Genomic DNA, 6,272 nt, shown 5'->3' on the forward strand with positions numbered 1-6,272 from the left:
CTAATAGAGGTAATAGATTTATTATTAGATTTTGAATATGTAATATATACAACACATAAGCACCATGAAGAAAAAGAGAGATTTAGAATAGTAATACCATTAAATAAAAAAGTAGACGAAATACAGTATCAAGCCTTAGGTAGAAAAATAGCAGAATCGATTGATATGAATTGTTTTGATGACACAACTTATGACTATGCTAGACTGATGTATTTTCCATCGACTAGTAAAGATGGAGAATTTAAATTTGAACATAAAAAGGGAGAAAGGCTAGATGTAGATTTTTACTTAAATCAATATGAAGACTACAAAGATAAAACAACATGGCCAACTTCATCAAGAGAGCACAAAATAATAAACTTAGAAAATAAAAAGCAGCAAAACCCCTTAGAGAAAGAAGGAGTAATAGGGGCATTTTGTAGAGCTTATAACATACATGAAGCTATAGAAAAGTATCTAAATAAAATATATCTAACTACAGAAAACACTGATAGATATACCTACATAAATGGAACTACAAGTGGAGGGTTAGTAGTGTATGAAGATGGACTTTTTGCTTATTCTTATCATAGTAGTGATCCATGTAAGGATAAACTGTGCAATGCTTTTGACTTAGTAAAAAATCATTATTTTAAAAAACTAGAAGAAAAAGAAGCATTAGTTAAAATGATAGAACTAGTTTCAACAGATAGTAAAGTTTTAGAAATACTATTAAAACAAAGTATAGAAAATGCCAAAAATGATTTTAACCAAGAAGAAAATGAAGAAATAAAAGAAATAAATGAAGAAGTAAAAATAGCTATAGTAAACAATATATCTAATGTAATAGAAGACACAAATAATGAATTTGATAGTAATAATGAGGATGTAAGTGATACAAAAACTGAAAACAAACCTGATATAAATTGGATAACAAAACTTCAAGTAAATAAAAAAGGAAAATTACTAAACACAATAAACAACATAGTACTAATACTAGAAAATGATAAGAAATTAAAAAATAAGATAGCACTAAATGAGTTTTCACATCACATAGCAATAATAGGAAAATTACCTTGGGAATCACAAAAAGAAGTATGGTCAGATAGTGATGATAGTAACTTAAGACATTATCTAGAAACCATCTATAATATAAAATCAAAGGATGCTGTATATGATGCCATTACAGTAGTAGCATCTAAACACTCCTTCCATCCTATTAGAGAATATCTAAATAGAGTAACGTGGGATGGGGTAGAAAGAATAGAAACCTTATTTATAGATTACCTAGGGGCAAAGGATACTTATTACACTAGACAAGTATCGAGAAAAATACTAGCAGCTGCAGTAAATAGAGTATTTGAGCCAGGTGTAAAATTTGACCATATGCCAGTATTTGTAGGTAAAGAAGGTATAGGAAAAAGTCAGATACTAGATAAATTAGGTAAAGATTGGTACTCAGATTCAATAAACACAGTGCTAGGAAAAGAAGCCTACGAGCAATTACAAGGAGCCTGGATAATAGAAATGGCAGAATTATCAGCAGTAAAAAAAGCAGAAACAGAAGCGGTAAAACACTTTGTGTCAAAGCGTGAGGATATTTATAGAGTAGCTTATGGAAGAAGAGTAGAAAAATTTAAAAGACAATGTGTATTTTTTGGAACGACCAACGAAGAAAGCTTCCTTAAAGATAAAAATGGAAATAGACGATTTTGGCCGATAAAAGTAGGAGAAAATCCAAGAAAAAAGATAGTAGGAGAAGACCTAACAAATTATGAAAGAGACAATATATGGGCTGAAGCAGTGATTTTATATAAACAAAAAGAAGGATTAGAACTAACTGGAGAAGCAGCGAAAACAGCCTTAGAAAAACAAAAACAGCATCTAGAAGAAAGTCCAAAAGAAGGAATGATAAGTGAATATTTAGAAATGAAGCTACCTAAAAATTGGTCTAAGATGGACATTCCTGCTAGAAGAAGATATTTAAATGGTGATGACTTTTGTGAATTTGAACAGGCCACAGAGACAAGAGTTAAAGTTTGTGCAATGGAAGTATGGGTAGAGCTATTTAATGGAGATCCAAAACAGTTAACACCGATAAATGCAAGAGAAATTAATGATATTATAAGACGACTGCCAGGATGGAAAAGCTATGATACTGGTTCAGGTAAAATGAGGTTTGGTAGTTTTTATGGACCACAAAAAGCATTTGTTAGAGAAGAAGATTGCTAATTAATAGAGGGAATTTACAGCAAAAACTGTGTCCATGAAGTATAAAAAAGGTATATTTTTAAGGAAAAAACGTGTCTATGGGACCTAAAAACGTGTCCATAAAGCATAAAAATGTGTCTATAGAATACTAAAATATATTCTTAAAAATACTATTAATAAATAAAAAGTTAAAATAATCATAAAAGTGTATCCTTAAAACTTAAAAAACACAGTCTATAGACACACCTAAGGACACACTTACAATAAAGTAATACCAATACTTAAGACTATATTTGTATCTATGTATCTATAAAATACTATATAAATATAACAAAAAAATAAAATAATAAAAAAAATAAAATATACTATATATACGTGTGAGCACAAAGCAAAAGGGGACCATACAGCCCCCTTAACCTACTTAAGATTTAATATGTTTTTGGAAAGTTCATTGATACTATCTGTTAGCAAGGAGAGTTTCCCCTCTATCCTAATGAGTAGGTACATAGATAGAGCAATAGGAAACCCTACATTTGCAATAAGATTAAGTAAACTATCGTCCATAATTTAGATTACAATACTAAATCGTATGGAGTAGTTTCAGTTTGAACCACATTAGCCTCAAGTAAAGCAGCTAAAGGCTCACCATTTGGAGCAAATACATCTTTAGATAGTATCATTGTCATAGCTGTTTTTATCTCGGCCTCACTTAGATTATCCCTTGGATCATCTATTGAAAGAGACACCTTTTTATCTGAGATTGTTTTGAAAGTCATTACTAATCTTTTTTTAACATCCATAAATTATACCCCCTATAATTTTAATTTGACTAAGCTGATAATGTTGAATTATCAATCTTAGCTATTTCAACCAATTGGTGTTTTTGAAGAGAAGTTATCAGATTTCCTACATCAAAAACATCCTGGTCAGTAGCATCTGGGCTTATGCTAGAAAAAGTTCTAGTTTTATAGATTGTTTTGCCAGATACTTGATCAACACCTAAATTAAATTTTAATTTTAATCCACTTGGATTACTTGTTACAACTACTGCCATTGTAACACCCCCTAAAATATTTTTTATAAGCTAGTGCTTATACCTATATAGTACTTAAGAAAAAGTACATGTAGTCAAATTCAAGGTGTAGAACCTTTGTGTAAAAGAAGGAGGAAATTATGAATTTTGAAAGTGAAAAACTAGACGGAATTATAGAAATTGTAGGTATGGAAAAATTTAAAGAACTATGCCGCTTCTATGGTGGACATACTGTGTATTTTCCATTACAGAGAAGTGTAGAAAGAGAGGAAAGGAACAAAGAGATAGTTGGTAAGTTCAATGGAGTAAACTTTGAGAACCTGGCTACTCTCTATGGGATGAGTGTAACTCATGTAAGAAGGATCCTAAAAGAGAATGGTAGGATTTAGGAATATAGTTATTGAAAAAATGTTATAATCAGTTATGTGATTATATTAAACCAAGTATTGGGAAAATAGGAGGATATATGTTATTTAGAGAATTCAAAGATAAAAAAAGCTTTAAAGACATACAAGAAATAGAAATAAATAAAAAAATAAACGTAAGAGGTAGAGAAATATTAATATTAAGCCTAATTAAATATAACGGAGTAAGTAGACTTTGGACATTATGTAAAAACACTACAGACAAAAACCAAATTCCCTACTTTGAGCATAATACCAATAGAGAGACATTCATACAGCACATAGTCCACAATCAATACCCTGTAAATATAAGGAATATGGTCATCCAAAACAAAGTAATAAATTTTGAATCAAGTCAGTCAACACCTTTAGAATACGCTTGTGCAAAAGACCTTCATATAATTGATTACTTCATAGATAATGGATCTATAACTGAAGAATGGGATAATATTAATATTGAAGATATGATATTCACTAGTTATGAACAAAATGAGGATGAAGAATTTGTAAATCTAGATTATAATGAAAAAATTGAAATAACTTTTGAAATAACTGAAGAAATTATAGAAAAACTAATACAACATCCAATTAACACAAGAATAAATATATTTGAAAAAGATACTAAAATACATTATCAAGATTATGATAAAAGTGAAAACTTCTTTTATTTAAACGAGGTAGAGAAGTATGATGTATGGAAAAGAACTATAGAAGAGATAGAAACTAATATAGAAAATATTGATGAAGAGTATAGATGCATGTATAAAGAGGATATATTAAATGCAATAGAAAATATCTGTCCAAAAGATATGTATTATGTAAACATCTATTATGAGAATAGAGAAAATGAACAGCTTAGGTTTTTATCAAAAGAGTACTTAGACCAAAAGCCTGACTACGGCTCTAGTACATCGGCTATATTTTGGAGCTGTGACAATAAAAAATCAATTAATGGATACACGCAATATACAGAAGGATTACAACCAGTTGAAAAAGATTTTGATGGTAATTTAGAAATAGAGTTATTCTCAAAATATACAAAAATACCTAAAGAAACAATATCATTTATATTATAGATAAAAGCTCTAAGTCATGATTAATGACATAGGGCTTAAATTTATGTAGTTAAAGTTAAGGTGAAAAACCTTTATTTGTGTCTAAAATATTGATATAGATCCAACATAACTAGTATAAAATAATAAGTTTATGGTACAATTAAAATATACTAAAGAAAAAGAACACTAATTGATTTATGATGAAAAGATTAAGAAAGGAGTGTATCGATGGCAATTTATCTAAATACAGATAAATCTTTGGAAAATTTTAAACAACTAACTAATGGAAAATATTTTGTTGATAAGACTTTAATTATAGATGGAATAAATAAAAAAATAAATACAGTTGATAAATATTTGTGTGTTACAAGGCCAAGAAGATTTGGAAAGTCATCTATTGCTGAAATGTTAACATCATACTATTCTAAGGCAATAAAATCAGATATTATATTTGAAAACTTAAAAATATCTAAATGTGAAAGTTATAGACAACATTTAAATAAGTATAATTTAATTAAAATTGATTTTTCCGATTTAAACTCAAAAAATTATGAAGAATATATAGGAAAAATAATTACTAATTTAAAAGCAGAAGTGCTAGAGTTTTTTCCTAATATAAAAGTCAGAGATAATTATGATTTATGGGATATTTTATATGAAACTAAAGAAAAATTTGTATTTATATTAGATGAATGGGATTTTATCTTTAACAAAGAATTATTCACAGACAAACATGAAGAATATTTGGAGTTTTTAAGAAATTTACTAAAAGATAAATCATATGTAGCATTAGCTTATATGACAGGGATACTACCAATAAAAAAATATTCATCAGGATCAGCATTAAACATGTTTGATGAATATACATTTTTAAAAGATAGAGTATATGAAGAGTATTTTGGTTTTACAGATGAAGAGGTAAAAAAATTATGTAATAAAAATAATGAGATAGATTTTAAAGAGTTAGAAACTTGGTATAATGGATATATGACAGCTACAGGGCTTAAAGTATATAATCCGAGATCTGTAGTCAAAGCATTAAATAATAATTACTGCGAAAGTTATTGGACAAATACTGGTAAGATGGATGAAGTACTAGAATATCTAAAGTACAATATTCATGATGTAAGAGATGATGTAGTAAAAATGGTTAACAATGAAGAGGTTAGAGTAAATATTAGAGAAGAGTTTAGGGCAGGTCAAGAACAACCAAAAACAAGAATGGAAATTTATTCTGCAATGATAGTTCTTGGATTTTTATCTTATCACAACGGAAAAGTTAAAATACCTAATAAAGAATTAATGTTTGAATTTGAAAAAGCAATATCAAACGATAGTTTTGAAGAAGTCTCACAAATAATAAAAAGATCAGAAGAGATGCTAGAAGCGACAATTAGTTGATAGTGCTTTAAATCAAATAAAAGAAAAAGAGTATGCTATGAAGTTTAAGAAAGAATATAAGGGTAGAGATGTATTAGGGGTAGCTATTTGCTATGATTCAAAATCTAAAGAGCATAGTTGTAAAATAGAAATACTATAACTATAATAAGTGGGGTCCTAAAGGGCTCCATTTCGTTTACTAAACATTAA

7 protein-coding genes are annotated in these 6,272 nt (G+C 28.4%); 4 read left to right on the forward strand and 3 right to left on the reverse strand.

What is annotated here, in order from left to right; genetic code table 11:
- Nucleotides 1-2,211, forward strand: a 2,211-nt coding sequence (locus tag ACRC03_RS09925) for a VapE domain-containing protein (protein ID WP_438652409.1), incomplete at its 5' end; no start/stop codon positions are given.
- Between the two features lie 396 nt (nt 2,212-2,607).
- Here ACRC03_RS09925 and ACRC03_RS09930 read toward each other — a convergent pair.
- Genes ACRC03_RS09930 through ACRC03_RS09940 form a run of 3 tightly spaced genes read right to left on the reverse strand, consistent with a single transcriptional unit; the run spans nt 2,608 to nt 3,244 of the window.
- Entirely contained in the window at nt 2,608-2,754 is a 147-nt protein-coding gene (locus ACRC03_RS09930) for a YvrJ family protein (protein WP_438652410.1), read from the reverse strand.
- An 8-nt stretch (nt 2,755-2,762) separates the two neighbouring features.
- Entirely contained in the window at nt 2,763-2,990 is a 228-nt protein-coding gene (locus ACRC03_RS09935; RefSeq protein ID WP_438652411.1) for a DUF2922 domain-containing protein, read from the reverse strand.
- Between the two features lie 29 nt (nt 2,991-3,019).
- Nucleotides 3,020-3,244, reverse strand: a complete 225-nt coding sequence (locus ACRC03_RS09940; protein WP_438652412.1) for a DUF1659 domain-containing protein — start codon at nt 3,242-3,244, stop codon at nt 3,020-3,022.
- A 119-nt stretch (nt 3,245-3,363) separates the two neighbouring features.
- Between ACRC03_RS09940 and ACRC03_RS09945 the strand changes: the two genes are divergently transcribed.
- The 3 genes from ACRC03_RS09945 (at nt 3,364) to ACRC03_RS09955 (ending at nt 6,083) form a co-directional block, all read left to right on the forward strand.
- Nucleotides 3,364-3,612 (forward strand): Mor transcription activator family protein, encoded by a 249-nt coding sequence (locus ACRC03_RS09945; protein WP_438652413.1) that lies wholly within the window; start codon nt 3,364-3,366, stop codon nt 3,610-3,612.
- A gap of 77 nt (nt 3,613-3,689) precedes the next feature.
- Entirely contained in the window at nt 3,690-4,703 is a 1,014-nt protein-coding gene (locus tag ACRC03_RS09950) for a hypothetical protein (RefSeq protein ID WP_438652414.1), read from the forward strand.
- Between the two features lie 207 nt (nt 4,704-4,910).
- Nucleotides 4,911-6,083, forward strand: a complete 1,173-nt coding sequence (locus tag ACRC03_RS09955) for an AAA family ATPase (RefSeq protein ID WP_438652415.1) — start codon at nt 4,911-4,913, stop codon at nt 6,081-6,083.
- The last annotated feature ends 189 nt before the right edge of the window (nt 6,084-6,272 follow it).

It is taken from the genome of Romboutsia sp. (assembly GCF_051659545.1).
Classification (GTDB): Bacteria; Bacillota; Clostridia; order Peptostreptococcales; family Peptostreptococcaceae; genus JBOFOR01.